Consider the following 19,826-nt stretch of genomic DNA (forward strand, 5'->3'; position numbering starts at 1 on the left):
CGGTTTTATTTTGCGTGATGGCGCCGCTCAGTGCGTCTTGGGATTGTGGAAGACCGGCTTGCCGGCCAGCCAGGTTTGATGCACCGGAATGTCGCGCAGCGATCCGGCCGGCACCGCCGGGTCCAGCGGGTCCTGTTCCAGGATGGCCAGGTCCGCCAGTTTGCCCGGTTCCAGCGAGCCGACGATGTGGTCCATATGGCACTGCCAGGCGGCGTCCAGCGTCACCGCGCGCAGCGCGGAGAGCCGGTCCAGACACTCCGCCGGATTCAGCGCCTGCCGCTCCGGGTCCGCCTCCATCACCCGCGTCACCGCCTGTTCCATCATCCGCAGCGTGCCCAGCGGCGACACGAAGTGATCCGAATGCAGGCTGATGCGCAGGCCGGCCTTGAGCGCGGACTGACAGCGGTCCAGCATCTGGGCGCGTTCGCGGCCCAGGATGGTGGTCTTGAAGGTGTGGCCCCAGTAACCGACGTGGCCGATCAGGAAGCTGGGCGACAGCTTCAGCCGCGCCATGGTGGCGATGCTGGCGTCGCTCAGCAGCGAGGCGTGTTCGATGCGCGAGCGCAGCGCCAGCTTGGGATTGGGCGCGCCGTCCTTGGCGTTTTCGTCGTACAGCGCCAGTTCGAAGGCGGCCAGCACGTAATCCACCGCCTGATCGCCGTTGGCGTGCACCAGCACCGGCCAGCCGGCGTTCAGCGCGCGCTGCAACTGGGCGGCGAAGGTGATGGGCGGCTCGAAGTTGAACAGGCCGCGCGGAGAGACATTGGGCACGCTGTGCTGGTCCGCGCAGCAATAGTCTTGCGATTGGTAGCCGGTCAGGCCCTGATTGGAGCCGTCGGCGATCAGCTTGAGCGCGCGGATGCTGAAGCGGTCGTCGTCGTGCGGAATGTGATTGGGCTGGAAGGTGTGCAGCCACTGCTCTTGCAGCCAGTCCTGGTTGGAGTACAGCGCCGCGCCGATGCGCACCGGCGCCAGCGGGCTTTGGGCGAAGGCGCGCAGCAGCGTGATTTCCAGCTGGCCCATGGCGGCGCCCAGGCCGGCGTCGAACAGCGTGGTCATGCCTCTGGACGCGGCCTCGTGCAGGATTTCCTGCAGCTTGCTCAGCAAGTGCGGAGCGGCCAGGCCGGGAATCACCGCCAGCACCTTGCCGACGTCGGCCTCGGTGGTGACCCCCTTGGTGTCGGGGTCCAGCCCGGCCAGCTTCATCGCCGGGGAGTTGGCGTAACCCAGGTGGCCGGAGGCGTTGATCAGGAAGATGGGCGTCTCGGTGCTGATCTGGTCCAGAAAGGGCTGATCCGGCTCCTGCCATTCCGTCATCAACGAAGGGTCCACGCCAAAGCCGGTCAGCCATTGCGGCGCGTCGGCGCGCGCGTGGCCGTGCCGGGCGGTCAGCTCGTTGCGCAGCTTCTCGGCAATCCAGCCCAGATTGTAGCCCGGGCGCAGGATCTGATCCTCGAAGGGGCTCAGATTGACCCAGTTACGGTACAGCGCGCTGGGCAGGATGTGCATATGCGGGTCCACCATGCCCGGCAGCAGGGTCTTGCCGCGCAGATCGATCCGCTCCGCGCGCGGCTGGGCCTGCATATCGGCCTCCACCTGCCGCAGGCTGCCCACTGACACCACCTTGCCGTGGGCGACGCCCAGCGCGTCCACCCGGCCGGGCTGTCCGCCTTGCAGCGTGTAGATGGGGCCGCCGTGGAAAATGGCCGCGTCCTGATGCAGCGCCAGCTTGGCGCGCTCGGCGGCGACGCGGATCAGGCCGGACAGGCTTTCGGTCCAGTTGTGATGTTGCAAGGCGTCCAGCTGGGTGGACAGCCGGGGCAGCGTGCAGCACGCGCAGCCGGGTTGATGGGGAAGGGACATGGGCGCTCCTGTGCATGGCGTCGGGACGGCGCGGCGGCGCCGCGCACAGGGCGAATTGTATGCCGATGGCAAGGGCGCCAGGCTGACAAAAGCTGAGCAAGGCCCGGCCCGCGCCGGGCCCTTGCGCCGCCGCGCGCCTCAGACGGGCGGCGCCGATTCCGTCGCGCAACCCAGCTTGGCGTTCAGATACACCGGCGCGCCGGAGCGCCAGGTCTGCAGCACCGCGATATCGCGCAGATTGCTCACCGCCGGGTCCAGCGGGTCCTGCTCCAGCACCACCAGATCCGCCAGCTTGCCCGGCTCAAGCGAACCCACGACGTGGTCCATATGGCATTGCCAGGCGGCGTCCAGCGTCACCGCGCGCAAGGCGCTGAGCCGGTCCAGCCGTTCCGCCGGGTTCAGCGCCGGCTTGCCGCCGGCCTGTTCCGGCGCCGCCTCCATCACCCGGAAAATCGCCTGCTCCATCATGCGCAAGCCGCCCAGCGGGGTGACGAAGTGATCCGAATGCAGGCTGATGCGCAGGCCGGCGCGCTTGGCGGACAGACAGCGGTCCAGCAGCTTGGCGCGCGCCTCGCCCAGAATGGTCTGCTGGAAGGCGTGGCCCCAATAGCCGACGTGGCCGATCAAAAAACTGGGCGACAACTGCAGCTGCGCCATCTGGGAAATGTGCTCGTCGGTCAATAGCGAAGCGTGTTCGATGCGATGGCGCAGCCGCGCGCCGGCGCAATCCGGGCGCAGCGGCGCGGACGGGTGATTGAGCGCGTGCTCATAAGCCTGCAGCACCTCGTCGATGGCGCGGTCGCCGTTGGCGTGCACCATGGCCGGCCAGCCGTGCTCCACCGCCTGCCGCAAATGCGGGGTAAAGGCGCTGGGCGGGCGGAAATTGAACAGGCCGGTGGCCGGCACATTGGGCACCTGGTGCTGCGGATAGCATTTATAGGCCTCGGTCTGATAGCCGGTCAGCCCCTGGTTGGACCCGTCCGACACCAGTTTCAGCGCCTTGATGCTGAAGCGCTTGTCCTCCATGCCGTCCAGGTCCGGGCGGAACAGCCGCGTCCACTCGTCCATCTGCCGCGTCTCGTTGGAAAACAGCGCGGCGGCGATGCGCACCGGGTTCAGCGCGGTCTGGGCCACCAGGTCCAGTAGCAAGACCTCGAACACCCCCTTGCCGGAACCCAGGCCGGCGTCGAACAGCGTGGTGTTGCCCATCTTGGCCGCGCCGTGCAGCACCTGGCTGATGCTGGCGAGCAGCGTGGTCGGGGACGGGGAGGGCAGCGCCGGCATCATCTGCAGCACCTGTTCCTCCACCAGCACGCCCTTGCACTCCTGGCTGATGCCGGCCTTGGCCAGCGCCGGCGCGTTGGCGTAGCCGATATGGCCGGAAGCGTTCATCAGGAAAATGGGGGTCTGATCGCCAAACTGGGCGAACCAGTCCAGATCCGGCTCGGTCCACTCCCGCATCAGCGAGGGATCCAGGCCGAAACCCAGCACCCAGGCCGCGCCGTCCTTGGCCTTTTGCTGTTTCTTGGGGTCGGCCAGCGCCGCGCGCACCGTGTCCACCACCCCGGCGATGTTGTAATCCGGCTTCAGCGTCTGGCCGGAGAACGCGCCCACGTATTGCCAGGATGAGAACAAGGCGCTGGGCAGGATATGCATGTGGGGATCGACGAAGCCGGGCAGCAGGGTGCCGCCTTCCAGCGACATCTCCTCCGGTTTCTTATGGCCGGCGGCGGCCATGGCCTGCCGCACCTCCTCGCGCGAACCCGTCGCCACGATGCGGCCCTTGGCGATGCCGACGGCGTCCACCGTCTGCCTCCCGCTGCTGGCCAGGGTATGGATGGGCCCGCCGTAAATGATCAGCGTCTGCGGCGGCGAGGGCGGCAACAACCGTTTTTCCTGCTGGCGGATCAGCCGTTTGGCCTCGTCCTGCCAGTCCGGCCGCTCAAACAGCTCATCGTGCAACTGAGCCAACAAGGGAAGAGTGCAGCAGGCGCAGCCTGGACCGTGCGGGTGATGATGACTCATGGCGGATGTCCGGTTGAAACGCCGGCTCCGGGAGAAGCGCGGGGCCGCGCGCGAGGAACGGAAAAAGCGATGTCATTATAGGCGGCGTCCCGGCGCAAAAAAACGCCGAACTGGCCATTCGGGCGGGGGCGGGCCGCCGCGCCCGGCCTCGCGGCGCACAGCGGATTGTGAACCGGCTCTCAGCCGCCGCACACCTGGTTGCGGCCGTGCTGCTTGGCGTGATACAGCCGCTCGTCCGCCAGCTTCAGCAGCCGGCTGACCTCGGGCATGTCGGACGCCGCCACGCCTATGCTCACCGTGTAGCGCAGCCCGCCCTTGGCGGTGGTCAGAATACAGCCCTCTATCGCCAGGCGCAGGCTCTCCAGCCGGCACACCATGTCCAGCTCGATGGGGCTGGGGCTGAGAATCACGAACTCCTCGCCGCCAAAGCGCGCCACGATGCCGTCCGGGAAAAACTGCTCCATCAGCCGCGCGGTGTTGCAGATCACCTGATCGCCCACATCGTGGCCGTATTGATCGTTCACCCGCTTGAAGTGATCGATGTCCAGCACCGCCACCCCGTAGCCGTTCTTCAGCTGCATCACCTGCTCAAAAAAATGCCGGCGGTTGGACAAATTGGTCAGCGGGTCGCGGTCCGCGGTTTCTTTCAGGGATTCCAGGTTCTCTACAAACTCCACATTGCGGGTGACGCGGCAGAAGAACTCCTCAAAGTTAAACGGCTTTTGCAGAAAGTCGTCCGCCCCGGCCTTGATGAAGCGCGTGGTCATGGTGGGGTCCTGGTTGCCGGAAATGCCGATGATGGCCAGGCGGTCGTGATCCAGGAAGCGGCGTATCGTGCTGGTCATGCGCACCCCGTCCATGCCCGGCATGTCGTTGTCGCTCAGCACCAGCTTGATGTGCTTGTCGCGGTGCAAAATCTCCAGCGCCTGCTTGGCGTCCTCCGCCTCCAGCACCTGATAGCGGTGGCGCTCCAGGTTTTCGCGCAGAAACTGGCGGTAGGACGCGGAATCGTCCACCACCAGCACCTTGATGCCCGGATTCTTGCGGATGCGGGTCAGCATCCGCATCACGTAATCAAAGGCCGCCGGGCTTTCCTTGCTGACGTAATCCACCACCGGCAGCTGCAAGATGCGGTCGCGTACCTCGCCGTCGGTACGCGAAGTCAGCACGATGGTGGGGATGGCCTCTTGAAACAGCAAGGGCAAATGCTCGCCGCCGGGCGAATCCGGCAAATTGTAATCCGCCACCGCGGCGAGGAAATGCTGGCCGGACGTCAGCGCTTCGCGCACCTCCAGCAGCGAACACACCGGCACCGGCGTAAGGCCGATTTCCTCCACCATGCGGCACAAGGGGCGGATCAACACCATACTGTCTTCAATCACCAAAACGCGCGTTTCTTCGCTCATCGTCCGCATATCCCTTGCCTACCGCCTGATCCGCCCGCGCCGGCTCTCGGAGAACACTCCAAAACCGGGTATAATCGACCCATTTTTTCCATTCTAGAAGAACTACGATTCATCACCATGGAACTTGCCAAAAGCTTTGAACCCGGCGACATCGAACGTCGCTGGTACGATCAGTGGGAACAGGCCGGCTACTTCAAGCCCAGCATGGACACCGCCAAACCGTCCTTCGCCATCCAGCTGCCGCCACCCAATGTGACCGGCACCCTGCACATGGGCCACGCCTTCAATCAGACTATTATGGACGGTCTGACCCGGTATTACCGGATGAAGGGCGACAACACCTTGTGGGTGCCCGGCACCGACCACGCCGGCATCGCCACCCAGATCGTGGTGGAGCGCCAACTGGCCGAGCAGGGCGTCAACCGCCACGACCTGGGCCGCGACGCCTTCACCTCCAAAGTGTGGGAATGGAAAGAGCAGTCCGGCGGCACCATCACCAGCCAGATGCGCCGCGTCGGCTGCTCCGTGGACTGGGACCGCGAATACTTCACCATGGACGACACCCGCGCCGAAGTGGTGACCGAAGTCTTCGTCCGCCTGTTCGAACAAGGCCTGATCTACCGCGGCAAGCGCCTGTCCAACTGGGACTCCAAGCTGGGCACCGCCATCTCCGACCTCGAAGTGGTTTCCGAGGAAGAAGACGGCCACATGTGGCACATCAAATACCCGGTGGTGGGTAGCGACGAGTTCGTCACCGTCGCCACCACCCGTCCGGAAACCCTGCTGGGCGACGTGGCCGTGGCCATCGCCCCGGACGACGAGCGCTATCAGCACCTGCTGGGCAAGCAGCTGGAACTGCCGCTCACCGGCCGCCAGATCCCGGTGATCGCCGACGAATACGTGGACAAAGAGTTCGGCACCGGCTTTGTCAAGATCACCCCGGCGCACGACTTCAACGACTACCAAGTGGGCAAGCGCCACAGCACCCAGCTCATCAACGTGATGAGCCTGGAAGCCAAAATCCTGGCCAAGGCGCAAATCTTCGGCTTCGACGGCAGCGCCCAGGGCGTGATCGAACTGCCGGCCGCCTACGCCGGCCTCAGCACCCAGGACGCGCGCAAAGCCATGCTGGCGGACCTGCAAGCCCAGGGCTATCTGCTGGACACCAAGCCGCACAAACTGATGGTTCCGCGCGGCGACCGCACCGGCACCGTGATCGAACCGCTGCTGACCGACCAATGGTTCGTCGCCATGGACAAAGTGGCGCTGGACAAAGACGGCAATCCGGATCCCACCGGCCAGTCCATCGCCGCCAAGGCGATTGAAGCCGTGGAAAGCGGCGAAGTGCGCTTCATCCCGGAAAACTGGGTCAACACCTACAACCAGTGGATGAAGAACATCCAGGACTGGTGCATCAGCCGCCAACTGTGGTGGGGCCACCAAATCCCGGCCTGGTACGACGAAGACGGCAATATCTACGTGGCCCGCAGCGAGGCCGACGCCCAGGCGCAAGCGCCGGGCAAGACCCTGCGCCGCGAACAAGACGTGCTGGACACCTGGTTCAGCTCCGCCCTGGTGCCGTTCTCCACCCTGGGCTGGCCGCAAGACACCCCCGAACTGCGCGCCTTCCTCACCTCCAACGTGCTGGTAACCGGCTACGAAATCATCTTCTTCTGGGTGGCCCGGATGATCATGATGACCAAGCACTTCACCGGCAAGGTTCCGTTCCGCGACGTGTACATCCACGGCATGGTGCGCGACCACGAAGGCAAGAAGATGTCCAAGTCCGAGGGCAACGTCATCGACCCGGTAGACCTGATCGACGGCATCGCGCTGGAACCGCTGGTGGCCAAGCGCACCACCGGCCTGCGCCGCCCGGAAAAAGCCCCGGCCATCGCCAAGGCCACGGAAAAACTGTTCCCGGAAGGCATCCCGGCTTACGGCACGGACGCGCTGCGCTTCACCATGGCCAGCTACGCCACCCTGGGCCGCAGCGTCAACTTCGACTTCAAACGCGCCGAAGGCTACCGCAACTTCTGCAACAAGCTGTGGAACGCCACCCGCTTCGTGATGATGAACGTGGAAGGCAAGGACTGCGGGCAGGACGAAAGCCTGCCGCTGGAGTTCTCCTTTGTTGACCAGTGGATCATCGGCCGCCTGCAACAGGCCGAGATCGACGTCACCAACGCGCTGGAAACCTACCGCTTCGACATCGCCGCCCAGACCATCTACGAATTCATCTGGAACGAGTACTGCGACTGGTACGTGGAACTGGCCAAGGTGCAGCTGCAAACCGGCAACGAAGCCCAGCAGCGCGCCACCCGCCGCACCATCGTCCGCGTGCTGGAAGTGGCGCTGCGCCTGACCCACCCGCTGATGCCCTTCATCACCGAAGAGCTGTGGCAGACCGTGGCCCCGCTGGCCAACGCCAAGACCACCCCGTCCATCATGCTGGCCCCGTGGCCGGTGGCGGACGCCGGCAAGATCAACGCCGCCGCCAACAGCCGCATGGACGCGTTCAAGGACATGGTCAACGCGGTGCGCAATCTGCGCGGCGAAATGGGCATCGGCCCGGCCGTCAAAGCGCCGCTGTTCATCGAAACCGGCGACGCCACGGTGGCGGACTTCGTGCCCTACCTCAAGCTGCTGGCGCGGCTGACCGAGGGTTCCATCGTGGCCGCGCTGCCGGAAGACGACGCCCCGGTGGCCATCTCCGGCGACGCCCGCCTGATGCTGAAAGTGGAAGTGGACAAGGCGGCGGAAACCGCGCGCCTGAGCAAAGAGCAGGGCAAGGCGGAAGCCGAACTGGCCAAGCTCACCGCCAAGCTGGAAAAGCCGGGCTATGTCGACAAAGCCCCGGCCCATCTGGTGGAGCGCGACAAGGCGCAGTTGGCCGAGTTGAACGACAAGCTGGACAAGATCAAGGTGCAGTTGGCGAAGTTGGCTTGAACTTAAGCCTGATCTGGAAGTGAAGAAACCCGCCGTGAGGCGGGTTTTTTATTGAAAATAAATCAATGGTAATTAAATGTGCTCAGTGATGCTGGCGCTTGGCACTGTTGAATCCCACGGTTTTTTTGTTCTAAATTTGGAGTTTTTCATGTCAGGGGGGGTAATGTCTTCGGAGAAGAATATTAGCTCCCTTCCTGCTTTGGTGGCGCTGTGAGCGCTATAGGTAAAATCCAATGTTTGTGTTTGACGATCGTTGTAGAGACTTTTAATGATGGGGTGGTCGTCGTAAGATACTATCCATGGTGTCTTGATTTTGTTTTGCACATGCTCTGCCAAAAGTTTGTGATCTTTTTCTTTGTAGTAATTCAAATAAAGCCCTGGGCCTTTTTTTACATACGGGGGGTCAAGATATATTAGGGAGTTTTTCGGGAGTTGTGGTGTGATCTTTTCTAAAAAACTTATGGCCTCAAGATTGTATAGCTCAATTCTTGATTTTAGCTGCCCGATTTTTTCTATCCGGCGAATAAGGTCAGAGGTATTGTACCTTGCATTCATCTTCCATTTTCCGGACTGCTCCTTGCCTCCAATTACTCCAGCATCCAGGATTCCAGATCTGTTAGTTCTATTTAAGAAGAAGGTGGCGAACGCCAAATCTGGCAATGGGGCTGCACTTCTGTTTTGCCAAACTTCTCTTTGTTTATTCCAAGTGTCAATATTGCAAGGGGTTGATTCTATTTTCTTGCATAGTTCTTTAGGGTTGTTTATTGTCTCGTGCCAAAATGCATAAATGGCTCGGTCCAAATCATTTAAGATGATTTTCCCAGCTGTGTAGCTGCAAAGTAACTCTAAAGCAAGTCCGCAACCACCACAAAAGGGCTCAACATAAACGGGGTCATGTAAATTGTTCTGTTTTATTATGTTGTGTAAATAAGGAAGGAGCTTAGTCTTTCCTCCTGGGTATCTGAGTGGAGTGGTGTTGGCCATTTTATGCGTCTTGATTTCTTTTGGAGGCATGGATGCGTTTCCACATCATTTCTAATCCTCCTTTGATTGTATCCCATGTTGCGCGAACATGCTCAGGGCTTATCTCGCTCACGGTACTGTGTGCAGTGTCAGATAGTTGTTCGTATGCATGGCTAGACTGCTGCATGCTCTTGGCAAGTGCTTTGGCATTAAACGGGTCCGTGGGGTGGTTGTTGCCAATTAAGTGGCCGCTTGCTTGTGTAATGATATGTGACTTGTTATCAGCTTTGGGCTTGATTTCAAAAGAATTTAAATATATGGAAGAGGTAATTTCAAGAATGGAGCGCACAAGCATCGAGCATGCATATGGAGCATCATTGACTGGAATTTTATTTCGTAACTCATCGATGATGACTCGACATTTGTTGTGAGAAACGGAAGTTAGTTCATCTTTTTGAATTAAATATTTTCTTTTTCGTTTTGAGCGTACTTTATCTTCTGATGGATTGCTTTTTGTTTTGTCGCTGCTGGCTGTGTTTTTCTGATCTAAGTCCGGTTTGTTATCTAAGGGACCTGTCGTATCGATATTTCCTAGTTGGGTGCTCTGTTTTTGAGAGGAAGTGTTTGGGGGAGAAGGGGGAGGTTGAGTAGGACTTTTTAAGGTAGACTCATCCTGCTCAATTTTTTCCGTTCTTGTAATGGTTCTGTCGATGTATCTTTTGATGCCTTCTATCTTTTCATATTCGCCACGTGTATCAACAATCTTTATTGCTACGTCATGGGCAATAAAAGAGATTGTTTTTAACGAATTTTCTTTTTTTGAGTTGTAGTGAAAAGTATTTTTATTGAAAGAAACATCTAGCTTTTCTTGAAAGTATGATGTTCCAATAATCCTATCTAGATTTGTGATTTGAAATAAACTGTTATCTAATTGATTTAAAACCTCAAGAGTTAGTAAGTTTTTTTCTCTTAATAGACTTAAACATTGCCATAGCGCGGTGTTGTCGAAGCGAGCAATCTGAAGGGCAGACCAGGCCGACCTGCCTGCACCCAAGTTCTCCCCGGTGTGTCTTAAACGAATAAAATAATTAGCTGCTTCTCGGCTATCAAACACAACCACATCAACTTCTTGCGGCCATCTGTTTGCATGTGAGGCAGCTAGGCGTTTAAATTTCTCCCGTAGAGCTCTGCTCAACTCTAGATCTTCTCTTTCAAGCAGCTGCTTTTGTGAGAGCAATCTTAGCGCAGTTACTCGTCTATTGCCATCTAATACAATGTATCTTTCCACCTCCTTTTTTGGTTGAAAGACGTAAAGGCTATCACCAGGATCGAGCGATCCTACTGAGCATATATCGAATGCTAGCTCGTAGACCTTTTCGCCATTGTTTTCAATTGACAAAAGACGGTTTATTGATTCTATTTGGCTTGCTGTTTCGTTTGTTCTAGGGTTATTTGTATCTAAATCAATTTTGTCTATCGATATTGTTTTTTTGATTGTTTTCATAAAAACTCCCATCCATGTATGAAGCACTTTATAAAACGAATGCATTGTGAAATTTTAGATTTTTATGATATTTCAATGGCCATGTTGAAGGCAAGGCTATCTTGGTGATGGCTGGCTTGAGGTGCACTGGATTGTGGTGGTGAAGAGTTTTTACTAACAAATTATGAGGTTAGCTGATCTTCCGTATCTACTCTATGGGGCTTTAGTCGACCCCATCTCCTTGACTCCCCCCTCCATCTAGCCAACAATGGTCCCCGCGCTGCCACACAAACAGCGCCGGGACTGGTCTCCTGAGTTTGTATCTTGGCGGACACGCCGCGAAAGCGGCATTTTCGTGTCCGGTTGCTATTGCTTTGCCTATTTGGGCGGGCCATGGCAGGGGCGCCCCATGGGCGCGCCGGACCAAGATACCGGTGAGACCAGCCTTGTCATGTGCCCGCCTTGCCGCTTTGCCGGCCAGGCCCTCTCATCCAAGGAGGTTGCAATGGCGAAGCCAGTCCGTCCGATGCCCAACATCGAATCCACTCCATCCCATTCCAAGGATCCCGCCGTCCAGCAGGACAGCGTTTCTCCGCAACAGCCGGCGCTGCGGCGCTCGCAGTACCGCTGTGTTTCCGTGGAAACCAAGGCAACCCGTCTGCCTTTTGTCCGCTTCATTCCGGGCCGCAATCATCCGCATTACTGGCAGCCGGCCGAACCCGAGGATTACGCCGAGGCCTGCATGCTGGGCCGCCAGTACGCCGCGCACCTGGCGCTGTGGCTGAAAAGCAATGAGCTGGACGCCGGCCGCGGCTTGCTGCTGCGCATTGCCAGAGATATGGACCACAGCGACCACAGCCACCGCAACGGCTTGCGCCGCGGCTTTTTCAACTATCTGGAGATCTTGCTGGGCGTGGCCGGGCGGCAGTTGAACCTGTACCGCCACGTGGAGGCGATGCACCAGTTGCAGCGCAGCCGGGATCTGATGGCGTGGCTGGAGGGCAAGCGCAAGCCCTGAGCCGCCGGAAGCTTGAGTGAAGAAACCCGCCGTGAGGCGGGTTTCTGCTTAGAACGTGTTTACGATCTCGCGAGCTAAGGTGAGACAAGGCGAAAACCGCTGAGAAAGCGGAGTGTACACACGGTACATGAGCATTTCGAAGGGGTACTCACCGTGTAACGTTCCACAACGCGCAGCAGATCGTAAACAGGTTCTTAGGTCTTTGTCAGGCTTACTTGTTGATCTTAAGCCGTGACCACAGCCGGCTTTGCAAGCTCATGATGGATTGGGGCAGCGGCTTGATCAGGGTCATATTCTTCAGCTCGGCTTCCGGCGGGTAAAGGATGGGGTCGTTGAGCAGGGCCGGGTTCACGTATTTGCGCGCCGCCTTATTGGCCGTCGGGTAGAAGGTTTCATTGGTGATCGCCGCGTTCACCTTGGGGTCCTCGATATAATTGACCCATTTCATCGCCAGCGCGGGATTCTTGGCGTCCTTGGGGATGGCCATCACGTCAAAGGCGAGCAAGCCGCCTTCCCGGACGTTGGCGAAGCGGATCGAATAGGGTTTTTTGGCCTCGCTGGCCCGCTTGCTGGCGATATAGACATCGCCGGAAAACCCCAGGGCCACGCAGATATCGCCGTTGGCGAGGTCATTGATGTAGCCGGAGGTGTTGAAGCGGGAGATATAGGGCCTGACCTTTTTGAGCAGCGCGTAGGCGTCCTCGTAATCCTTGGGGTTGGCGCTGCTCGGGTCTCGGCCCAGGTATTGCAAGGCGGCGGCGAAGACGTTGACCGGCCCGTCGACCACCGACAAGCCGCATTTCGACACCTTGGCCGCCAATTGCGGGTTGAACAGAACCGCCCAGGAGTTCATCTTGACGTTGCTGCCCAGCGCCTGGCTGACTTTCTGCTGGTTGTAACCGATGCCGACGGTCACATAAGCCCAGGGCACGCCGTAGAGGTTGCCGGGATCGGCGCCTTCAATCAGCTTCATCAGCACCGGGTCCAGATGCTTCAGATTGCCTATCTTGCTCTTGTCCAGCTTCTGGTAGATGCCGGTCTTGATTTGCCGCGCGAGAAAATTGGAGGTGGGCACCACCACATCGTATCCGGCGTTGCCCAGCAATAATTTGGCTTCCAAGGTGGTATTGCTGTCGTAATTGTCGTAGCGCACCTTGGCGTTCTGCTGTTTTTCAAAATTGGCGATGGTGTCCTTGGCGATGTAGTCCGACCAGTTGTAGACGTTCAGGATTTCGCCTGCATGAACGGGCGCGGCCAGCAAGCCGCTCAGCAGCAGGCCGGCGCGGGCGAAGGCGGTTCTTGATCGTGTTGTCCATTTCTCCATGATGCGTCTCCTTGCTTAGATTTCACTGCTGGACTTAAAGCGTTCGTAAGCGATTTTCAGGCTGGCGCCGATGTCCAGAAACGGCCTGGGCGGCAGCCAGCCCGGCGAACCGCGGGCGAGGACGTGGGCCAGCATCTCGCTGGAAACGCCCGACGCGTATTCGGCCAGCAGCTTGCCCCAGAGCGTGCCGCGCGCCAGGCCGGAGCCATTGCAGCCGGACACGGCGAACAGATTGGGGGCCATCTGTTTGAACAAGGGCCTGCCGCCGCGGGTGCCGCCGAGGTGGCCGGACCAGCTAAAGGCGATGGCCTGCTCGTCCAGCCAGGGGAAGCGCCGCTGCAAGCCGGATAGATGGCGCTGGCGTCGGGCGTGCAAGTCCGCCGCGGCCAGATCCCGGCGACGGAATTCCAGGGTGTTGCGTATCATCAAGCGCCTGTCCCGCGTCAGCCTGACGGTGGCGCCGGTCAGGGCCGCGGACAGCATGCCCCAGGGGCGAGGGTTGCCGATGGCGGCCAGTTCCGGCGGGCTCAAGGGCCGGGTCAAGGAGGCGCTGAGCTCCAGCGGCAGCACGTGCGCGCCTTGGAGGCCGGCTCTGCCGGCGAAGGCGCCGGCGCACACAATGATATGGTCGGCGCGGATGACCCGCCCGTTGCCATGGGCCTCCAGCGCGCCAAGCGGCCCGCTCCGAATTTGGCTGACGTTGAACTGCTCATACACTTCCACTTGGGCGGGCAAGGCGGCCAGCAGGCCCTGGACATATTTGGCGGGTTGAATCAGGGCGTTGCCGCCGGCGCAGTGTATGGCCAGCTGGTAAAAGTCCGTGCCCAAGGCATGGGCGAGCGATGCGCCCTGGCATAGCGTGGCTTGCGCGCCCACGGCTTCCAGCGTTTCCAGGAGGCGCGCGGGGCTGGACATTTTTCTGATATCGCTCACGCCAATGTAATAACCGGCGGCGTCGTAATCGCAGTCTATGTGGAATTGTTCAATGTATTGGGCAAGGAGTTGGCTGGCGGCCATGCCGAAGCGGGTTTCATGCCGGTAGTTTTCAAATCCGGCTTGTCGCCAATATTCGCCGTCGTCGGGTTTTTCATGGCAGACGACAAAGCCGGAGTTGCGCGAGGAGGCCCCTTGTCCCAATAATTGACGCTCCACGAGGGTGATGTGGGCGGAGGGGTTTAGCGTGGCCAGATTGATGGCGCAAGAAATGCCCGAGATTCCGCCGCCGATAATCAGGAAATGGGTTTTTAGATTTTTGTTCAAGCTGGGGAAGGTCTTGCTTGATTCCGTGGTTTCAATCCAGCCGCATTGATTCATTGCTTGCCCTGCTTATGGGGTATTGCCGATTTTTCTAGTGTAAGCAGCGGTTTGCGGCCATGACCAACAATTTGTTTTCATCCTATCATTCCGGGATTTCATGCTCATGATCATTCGTCCGCCCAATATTCAGTCCTTGCAAACCTTTCTGGTGTTGAGCGAATGCAGCTCGTTCACGGCGGCGGCGGAGCGGCTTCATCTGACCCAAAGCGCGGTCAGCCGGCAGATTCAATTGCTTGAAGAACATTATGGCGTGACTTTGTTCAAGCGGAGCGCGCGCAAGATCGAGCTGACCGCGGAGGGCGTGGGGCTGCTGCATTCGGCGGAATTGATTTTTCGCGAGCTGGGCAATGTGGAAAAGCGCTATTCCAAAAAAATCAGGCCGTTTCGTTTGAAGATCTACGCTTCATTGGCCATGAGGCTGTTTATCCCGCTGCTGAATCAATTTGCCGCGGATAACCCTGGGATGAGTTTGGCGGTGGAAACGGAAACCGATTTGATTTATGGCGACTTGGCGCAATACGACGCCTTTGTCAGTTATAAGGACGCCGCGGCAATCACGCAGGAGGATTGGCTCTTATTCGCCGAATCCCTGATTCCGGTCTGTCATCCGCAATCCGTGTGCGCCAAGCCCATGCCGACCCGGCTTGAGCAATTGCCGGACTATACGCTGCTGCATGGTTCGATGAACGGCATGGATTGGGAGCGCTGGTCTTTAAGCAAGAATCTGTGGCTGGACCCATCGCAGGCGCAAATCTTTTTCAATCTGGATGAATTGGCGATTGAAGCCGCCTTGCAAGGGGCGGGCATTGCCATGACGGATCAGCGGCTGGTGCAAGGGCTGCTGGAAGACGGTTCGCTCTGCTCCCCGTTTCCGAGCGCTTTGCAAACCGATAACGCCTATGTGTTGACCTTCAAAAAAGGCGGGGACGCCCATCCCAACGCCGCCGTGGTAAAGCGCTGGTTGCAGCGGCACTTGTGCGCGGATCATTAAAGCCATCCGGAGAGCCATCCGGCGTGGAGCGCGAACCGCTTCCATGGCCCGCCGTCACGGAACGCAGAGCGCGCCGGCGGGTATCGCCTACGGCGCCTCCCTCCCTGGAAGCGGCCGCTCGCCATGGGTAGGGTGGGAGGAGCGCAGCGATACCCACGCGGAAGGTTGTTGACGGGCCTTGGGGCGCTTTGGATGCGCGGCTTTCAAGGCCGCATCGTCCTATTGAAACAGGCTCTAAGCCGGCTGCGCGTCGCTCAGGGCGGGGTAGTCGGTATAACCCTGCTCGTTCCCGCCGTAGAAGCTGTTTTTGTCGGCCGCGTTCAGCGGCGCATTCCGCTTGAGCCGTTCCACAAAGTCCGGATTGGCCAACACCATGGCGCCGTAGGATTCCAGCTCCGCCAGGCCGGCGGCGATATCGGCGCCGATCTGCTCGCGCGGGCGGCCCGGGCGGTTGAGGATCAGCGCGCCTTGCCAGCGTTGGCGCAGATCGGCCAGCAAGACCTCGTCGCCCAGGTGCATCAGGTGCAGGTAGGCCAGTCCCAGCTTGTTCAGTTCGCTCACCAGATAGCGGTATAGCGCCGGGCCTTGTTCGCCCTCGTCTATGCCCCAGATGCTCAGGCCGGGCGACAGGCGGATGGCGGTTCTGTCCGGGCCGATTTCCTCGGCGATGGCGGTGGCCACTTCGATGGCGAAACGGGCGCGGTTTTCCAGGGAGCCGCCGTATTCGTCGTCGCGGGTGTTGGCGCTGGGCGCGAGGAATTGCTGGACCAGGTAGGCGTTGGCGCCGTGGATTTCCACGCCGTCGGCGCCGGCTTCAATGGCGCGGCGGGCGGCGTGGCGGAAGTCCTGCACCGTCTGGCGCACTTGTTCGGTGCTCAGCGCGCGCGGGTTGGGAATCGGCTGCATTCCCGTGGCGGTGAACATGCCGGCGCCGGGAGCGATGGCGGAGGGCGCGACGCCCAGCTCATGGCGCGGGGTGTTGTCCGGGTGGCTCATGCGGCCGGCGTGCATCAGCTGGATGAAGATACGCCCGCCCTGGGCATGGACGGCGTCCGTGGTGTGTTTCCAGCCGGCGACGTGGGCGTCGGTGTAGATGCCGGGCGTGGCGAGGTAGCCTTGGCCTTCGTCGGACGGCTGGGTGCCTTCGCTGATGATCAGGCCGAGGCCGGCGCGCTGGGCGTAATAGCGGGCGGCCAGCGGGCTCGGGCTGCCGTCCGCCTGGGCGCGGGAGCGGGTCATCGGGGCCATGACCAGGCGGTTGCTCAGGGTGAGGCCGGCGAGGCGGGCGGGGTCGAATACGGTGTTCATTGCGCTTTCTCCTATTGGTGGGGTGCTCTCATCATCGCCGGCTTTATTTGTGAGATAAATAGGGTATTTTGGATAATACTGATCCATTTTTGGAGCAATGAGGTGGAATTGCTAAACGATATGGCTTTGTTCGTCGAGGTGGTCAAGGCCAAGGGCTTCCGCAATGCGGCGGAGGCGATCGGGGTGCCGAACTCCACGCTGTCGCGGCGGATTGCCGCGCTGGAGAAGTCGATAGGGCTGCGGCTGCTGCATCGCACGACTCGCCGGATAGAGCTGACCGAGGCCGGGCTGCTTTACTACGAGCGCTGCCGGCGCATCGTCGACGAGGCCCGGCTGGCGCACGAGCAATTGGGCGAGATGCTGGCTCAGCCCAGCGGGGTGTTGCGCGCCTCGCTGCCGGTGGATTTCGCCGTGACCTATCTGGCGCCGATGATCGCCGAGTTTGCGCGGCTCCATCCCGGCATCGATTTCGATTTGGACCTGACTCCCCGGCGCGTCGATCTGGTGAGCGAGCCTTTCGACGTGGCGGTGCGCATGGGGACGCCGGAGAGTTCGCAATTGATCGCGCGGACCTTGGGCGCGCTGACGCCCGGGCTGTACGCCTCGCCCGGCTATCTGGCCCGCGCGGGCGAGCCGGCAAGCCCGGCGGAGCTGGCGGGGCATCAGTGCCTGAGCGTGCTGAAGCCCGACGCCTGGACCTTCCACGGCGAAGGGCGGGAGCTCGCCGTTGCGGCGGGCGGGCGCTTCGCCTTGAACAGCATAGGCCTGGCCAAGCGGCTGGCGACGCTGGACATGGGCATTGTGCTGATGCCGGAGGAGATTGTCGCGGACGAGGTGGCCAGCGGCGGCCTGCGCCGGATCATGCCCGGCTGGCACGGCACGCCGGTGCCGGTGTACGCGCTGACGGAAACCCGTTTGCTGCCGGCCAAGACCCAGCGCTTCATCGAGTTTTTACAGCAGCGCCTGCGTTGACGCCATGGCCGTCCGCCGTGAAGCGGCCGCGAGCGCCGGGCCGCCAAACGCCGACGGCGGCGGTGATCACGATCAGCAGGATGTTGAGCCCGCCGCCTATCGCCTCGCGCAGGGTGGCGGCCTGAAAGTCCGCGCCCGGCGCGCCGCCCGCCCCCTCAAGCAGCGCGGCTTGGGCCAGTTGATTGGCCATGTCCACCGCCGGCACCACCACGAAGCTGGCGTTGAGCAGGATCAGCAGCGTCAGGCCCAGCTTGAGCTGGAAGAAGCGGTTGCGCGGGCCGTAACGCCGGTAGCCCAGCAGCAGGCCGCTGATCAACATCAGCCACAGGCCGGGCACGGTCAGCGCCCAGGTGCCGATATGGATGTACTGCCGCGTCTGCGCCAGCAGGGCCGGGGCGGCCGGGCCGGTTTCGGATAGCACGATCCAGGCCAGAATGCTGCCCAGGAACAGGGCCAGCGCGATGAAGTGGATGAGTTTGAGGAAGCGGTTCATTTCTCTTCTCCAATGGGCGGGCTGAGCGTCTCCAGCACGCGCAGCAGTTGTTGCAGGGTTTGGCGGGCGGCGTCGAAGTCCGCGTCGGGCAGCTGTTGCGCCAGCTGCGCGGTCCACCGCGCCTGGCAATCTTGGGTGCCGGCCACGGTGCGTTCGCCCTTGGCGCTCAGCCGGTACAGCGGGGAGCGGGCGTGTTGGGGGTTGGGCAGCACGTCGAAATAGTCTTCCTCCACCAGCTTGTGCAGCTGTTTTTGCGCGCCTTGGCGGCTGATGCCCATGCGGGCGGCGATTTGCGGCGCGGTTTGCGGGCCGTCGGCCAGGCCCACCGCGCCGAGCACCTGCCAGCGCGCGCTATTGATGCCCAGGTGGGCCACCAGTTGGTCGCCTCTTTCCAGCAGGGCGCCGTTCAGGCGGAAGATCAGCAACATCAGCTCGGTGATGTCTTGAGGGCGATGGTTTTGTTGGGTGGACATGGGGTTTCTCTATTTGACAACCGGTTGCCATTATTGACAACCAGTTGTCAGATTGCAAGCTCATTTTGGTTTTGGCATGAATACGGTTGCTTGGAGGCGGCAAGGCAGGGCGGGGGCTTCAGGCCGGGCGGGCGCGTTCATTGAGCGGCAATGGATGATGAATGCGTATGTACTTGTAAATACAGTCAAAAATGAAAATGTAATTTCTATGTTAGCATCGTCGGCTTCCTAAAAAGCTCAGTTCAAAGCCAATGAAAAAATGCTTGCCCTTCTTGATGTTGCTCAGCCTGCACGCCCATGCCGATGATGAGGCGCTGCGCCAGATGTTCAATTGCGACGGCAGTTTCTTTCGCTACATCGCCCAGCCCGGCAAGGCCGTTCCCGGCCTGCCGGTGACGGTGGAAAACGGCCGCGCCGCGTTGCGGATGCAGCCTGTCCGCGATCAGGCGCAGGAGATGGAGGAGGACGTCAGCGGCGCGTCCGAAGGCTTGACGTCACTGCTGCGCCATTCCGCCATCGATCAGCCGGTGGCGTTGACGCCGCAGTGGGCCTTGCGCAATTACGTGGAAGAACACTTCCACAACACCAATGGTCCGATGGACGTCAACGGGGTGTTGGAGTCCTATAACTGGGGTTTCCGCTTGCTGGGGCAGCGGGATATGACGCTCCAGCAATTCGTCGCCCAGCGGCCGGATCTGACATTCAGCTGCGACAAGGAAAAGGGCGGCGTCTGTACGTTGTACCGCCAATGGGACAAGGGTGCGTGGAAAACCATCAAGCCCGAGCAGCAGTACGCGGACGTGCCGCGTTTGTTGTTGACGGCCTCCAAGTCCGACCCCCGGCATTTCTCGCTGGAGTGTTCCTTACTGGTGGAGGGCGAGCGTCTGCCGTCGGGCTTGATCAAGGCCTTGCAGCCGGATTGGGCTTTGAATTTCTGAGAACCTGTTTACGGTCTGCTGCGCGCCGTGAGACGCGGCACGGCGTGTACCGCTTCGAAATGCTCATATGCCGTGTGTACACTCCGCTTTCTCAGCGGTTTTCGCCTTGGCTCGCCTTAGCTCGCGAGATCGTAAACACGTTCTGAGAGCCGCTTTACGCTGCGCGTCTGTCCGTATGCTGACGCGATGCCCATGATGAATCCAGCCCCTACGCGGGGCTTTTTTCATGCGTGCGCGGCTTGGCCGGCGACGCCGAGCGGCTGGCCAAAGTCTGTTTGGCGATATGAAAATGATAAATGGGAA

General features: G+C 60.4%; 15 protein-coding genes. 5 read left to right on the forward strand and 10 right to left on the reverse strand.

Translation table 11 applies throughout. From position 1 onward, the window contains the following. Window positions 1-27 precede the first annotated feature (27 nt). The 3 genes from JC616_RS10190 to JC616_RS10200 form a co-directional block, all read right to left on the reverse strand. Window positions 28-1,863 (reverse strand): amidohydrolase, encoded by a 1,836-nt coding sequence (locus tag JC616_RS10190; RefSeq protein ID WP_227108059.1) that lies wholly within the window; start codon window positions 1,861-1,863, stop codon window positions 28-30. A gap of 138 nt (window positions 1,864-2,001) precedes the next feature. After that, window positions 2,002-3,888 (reverse strand): amidohydrolase, encoded by a 1,887-nt coding sequence (locus JC616_RS10195; protein WP_227108061.1) that lies wholly within the window; start codon window positions 3,886-3,888, stop codon window positions 2,002-2,004. Window positions 3,889-4,067: 179 nt separating this feature from the next. Then, a complete protein-coding gene (locus JC616_RS10200) occupies window positions 4,068-5,294 on the reverse strand; it encodes a diguanylate cyclase (protein ID WP_107801778.1) in 1,227 nt (408 codons plus the stop codon). Window positions 5,295-5,411: 117 nt separating this feature from the next. Here JC616_RS10200 and JC616_RS10205 point away from each other — a divergent pair, with 117 nt between their 5' ends. Then, window positions 5,412-8,243 carry a valine--tRNA ligase gene (locus JC616_RS10205; protein WP_227108063.1) on the forward strand — a complete coding sequence of 944 codons (2,832 nt, stop codon included), beginning with the start codon at window positions 5,412-5,414 and terminating at the stop codon, window positions 8,241-8,243. A gap of 72 nt (window positions 8,244-8,315) precedes the next feature. On the opposite strand, the gene JC616_RS10210 is transcribed toward JC616_RS10205, so the two are convergent. Continuing rightward, on the reverse strand, window positions 8,316-9,257 hold the full coding sequence (locus JC616_RS10210) for a DNA adenine methylase (protein WP_227108065.1): 942 nt from the start codon (window positions 9,255-9,257) through the stop codon (window positions 8,316-8,318). Beyond that, window positions 9,229-10,710 (reverse strand): hypothetical protein, encoded by a 1,482-nt coding sequence (locus JC616_RS10215; protein WP_227108067.1) that lies wholly within the window; start codon window positions 10,708-10,710, stop codon window positions 9,229-9,231. The genes JC616_RS10210 and JC616_RS10215 overlap by 29 nt, the downstream gene beginning before the upstream one ends. A gap of 484 nt (window positions 10,711-11,194) precedes the next feature. Between JC616_RS10215 and JC616_RS10220 the strand changes: the two genes are divergently transcribed. Continuing rightward, window positions 11,195-11,707 (forward strand): hypothetical protein, encoded by a 513-nt coding sequence (locus JC616_RS10220; RefSeq protein ID WP_227108069.1) that lies wholly within the window; start codon window positions 11,195-11,197, stop codon window positions 11,705-11,707. A 211-nt stretch (window positions 11,708-11,918) separates the two neighbouring features. On the opposite strand, the gene JC616_RS10225 is transcribed toward JC616_RS10220, so the two are convergent. Both JC616_RS10225 and JC616_RS10230 read right to left on the reverse strand, forming a co-directional pair. Continuing rightward, the gene (locus JC616_RS10225) at window positions 11,919-13,031 is read right to left on the reverse strand and encodes a polyamine ABC transporter substrate-binding protein (protein ID WP_227108071.1); all 1,113 of its coding nucleotides are present in this window, start codon (window positions 13,029-13,031) and stop codon (window positions 11,919-11,921) included. A 15-nt stretch (window positions 13,032-13,046) separates the two neighbouring features. After that, a complete protein-coding gene (locus tag JC616_RS10230; protein WP_227108073.1) occupies window positions 13,047-14,291 on the reverse strand; it encodes an NAD(P)/FAD-dependent oxidoreductase in 1,245 nt (414 codons plus the stop codon). A 160-nt stretch (window positions 14,292-14,451) separates the two neighbouring features. On the opposite strand from JC616_RS10230, the gene JC616_RS10235 reads away from it, so the two are divergent. After that, a complete protein-coding gene (locus JC616_RS10235; RefSeq protein WP_227108075.1) occupies window positions 14,452-15,339 on the forward strand; it encodes a LysR family transcriptional regulator in 888 nt (295 codons plus the stop codon). 234 nt (window positions 15,340-15,573) lie between these two features. Here the strand turns inward: JC616_RS10235 and JC616_RS10240 are convergent, their stop codons facing one another. Beyond that, entirely contained in the window at window positions 15,574-16,647 is a 1,074-nt protein-coding gene (locus JC616_RS10240) for an alkene reductase (RefSeq protein ID WP_227108077.1), read from the reverse strand. A gap of 102 nt (window positions 16,648-16,749) precedes the next feature. On the opposite strand from JC616_RS10240, the gene JC616_RS10245 reads away from it, so the two are divergent. Further along, entirely contained in the window at window positions 16,750-17,619 is an 870-nt protein-coding gene (locus JC616_RS10245; protein WP_227108079.1) for a LysR family transcriptional regulator, read from the forward strand. Here the strand turns inward: JC616_RS10245 and JC616_RS10250 are convergent. Together JC616_RS10250 and JC616_RS10255 are read right to left on the reverse strand one after the other, a co-directional pair. After that, window positions 17,588-18,112, reverse strand: coding sequence for a hypothetical protein (locus tag JC616_RS10250; RefSeq protein WP_227108081.1), 525 nt, complete (start codon window positions 18,110-18,112; stop codon window positions 17,588-17,590). The genes JC616_RS10245 and JC616_RS10250 overlap by 32 nt on opposite strands. Beyond that, on the reverse strand, window positions 18,109-18,585 hold the full coding sequence (locus JC616_RS10255; RefSeq protein WP_227108083.1) for a MarR family winged helix-turn-helix transcriptional regulator: 477 nt from the start codon (window positions 18,583-18,585) through the stop codon (window positions 18,109-18,111). Before JC616_RS10255 ends, JC616_RS10250 begins: the two co-directional genes overlap by 4 nt. A 263-nt stretch (window positions 18,586-18,848) precedes the next feature. On the opposite strand from JC616_RS10255, the gene JC616_RS10260 reads away from it, so the two are divergent. Then, window positions 18,849-19,523 carry a hypothetical protein gene (locus JC616_RS10260; protein ID WP_227108085.1) on the forward strand — a complete coding sequence of 225 codons (675 nt, stop codon included), beginning with the start codon at window positions 18,849-18,851 and terminating at the stop codon, window positions 19,521-19,523. Window positions 19,524-19,826: the final 303 nt, after the last annotated feature.

Origin of the sequence: Chromobacterium rhizoryzae, from assembly GCF_020544465.1 — a bacterium.
Classification (GTDB): Bacteria; Pseudomonadota; Gammaproteobacteria; order Burkholderiales; family Chromobacteriaceae; genus Chromobacterium.

What these genes read in the sequence shown, in the direction of transcription:
- JC616_RS10215 (WP_227108067.1), bottom strand. Translation starts at nt 10,710, where the DNA reads ATGAAAACAATCAAAAAAACAATATCGATAGACAAAATTGATTTAGAT.
- JC616_RS10255 (WP_227108083.1), bottom strand. Translation starts at nt 18,585, where the DNA reads ATGTCCACCCAACAAAACCATCGCCCTCAAGACATCACCGAGCTGATG.
- JC616_RS10195 (WP_227108061.1), bottom strand. Translation starts at nt 3,888, where the DNA reads ATGAGTCATCATCACCCGCACGGTCCAGGCTGCGCCTGCTGCACTCTT.
- JC616_RS10220 (WP_227108069.1), top strand. Translation starts at nt 11,195, where the DNA reads ATGGCGAAGCCAGTCCGTCCGATGCCCAACATCGAATCCACTCCATCC.
- JC616_RS10240 (WP_227108077.1), bottom strand. Translation starts at nt 16,647, where the DNA reads ATGAACACCGTATTCGACCCCGCCCGCCTCGCCGGCCTCACCCTGAGC.
- JC616_RS10225 (WP_227108071.1), bottom strand. Translation starts at nt 13,031, where the DNA reads ATGGAGAAATGGACAACACGATCAAGAACCGCCTTCGCCCGCGCCGGC.
- JC616_RS10205 (WP_227108063.1), top strand. Translation starts at nt 5,412, where the DNA reads ATGGAACTTGCCAAAAGCTTTGAACCCGGCGACATCGAACGTCGCTGG.
- JC616_RS10235 (WP_227108075.1), top strand. Translation starts at nt 14,452, where the DNA reads ATGATCATTCGTCCGCCCAATATTCAGTCCTTGCAAACCTTTCTGGTG.
- JC616_RS10200 (WP_107801778.1), bottom strand. Translation starts at nt 5,294, where the DNA reads ATGAGCGAAGAAACGCGCGTTTTGGTGATTGAAGACAGTATGGTGTTG.
- JC616_RS10190 (WP_227108059.1), bottom strand. Translation starts at nt 1,863, where the DNA reads ATGTCCCTTCCCCATCAACCCGGCTGCGCGTGCTGCACGCTGCCCCGG.
- JC616_RS10250 (WP_227108081.1), bottom strand. Translation starts at nt 18,112, where the DNA reads ATGAACCGCTTCCTCAAACTCATCCACTTCATCGCGCTGGCCCTGTTC.
- JC616_RS10210 (WP_227108065.1), bottom strand. Translation starts at nt 9,257, where the DNA reads ATGCCTCCAAAAGAAATCAAGACGCATAAAATGGCCAACACCACTCCA.